Origin of the sequence: Escherichia sp. KCJ4928 (genome assembly GCF_004352695.1) — a bacterium.
Lineage (GTDB): Bacteria > Pseudomonadota > Gammaproteobacteria > Enterobacterales > Enterobacteriaceae > ECMA0423.
Map to the genome: position 1 here is coordinate 1 of NZ_SJWV01000688.1, position 333 is coordinate 333.

A 333-nucleotide genomic window follows, 5' to 3' on the forward strand; every position below is an offset into this window, starting at 1 on the left:
TGCTGACGCCTCCTCCCTGACTCAGACGTGCAGCCGCAGACGCTGCTGCACGGCGACTTTCAGCTGCAACTCCGGAGGCGGATTCACTGCAGATGGAGTCCGGCACGCTGAAGCTCTTCCGGGCTTCTTCAAGCCGGCGGGTTTCATTACTGAATATCATCTGCTGACGGGTGGCCTGCCCATCCTGCGCAATGACAGAGGCCAGTTTCTCTGAACTCTGGTTGATGGCTGTGCCGGTGGCTGTCTGCATACGGACCATCTCTGCCATCACGCCCTGAATGGCGGCCAGCTCCGGCATGATTTGTGTGGTGACAGGCTGGCTGGCCACTACGG

Annotated in this window: 1 protein-coding gene; it reads right to left on the minus strand. The window is 60.4% G+C overall.

Annotated elements, in window-relative coordinates; genetic code table 11:
- Positions 1-333, minus strand: a 333-nt coding sequence (gene traW, locus E0D98_RS26265; protein ID WP_165941088.1) for a conjugal transfer protein TraW, incomplete at both ends; no start/stop codon positions are given.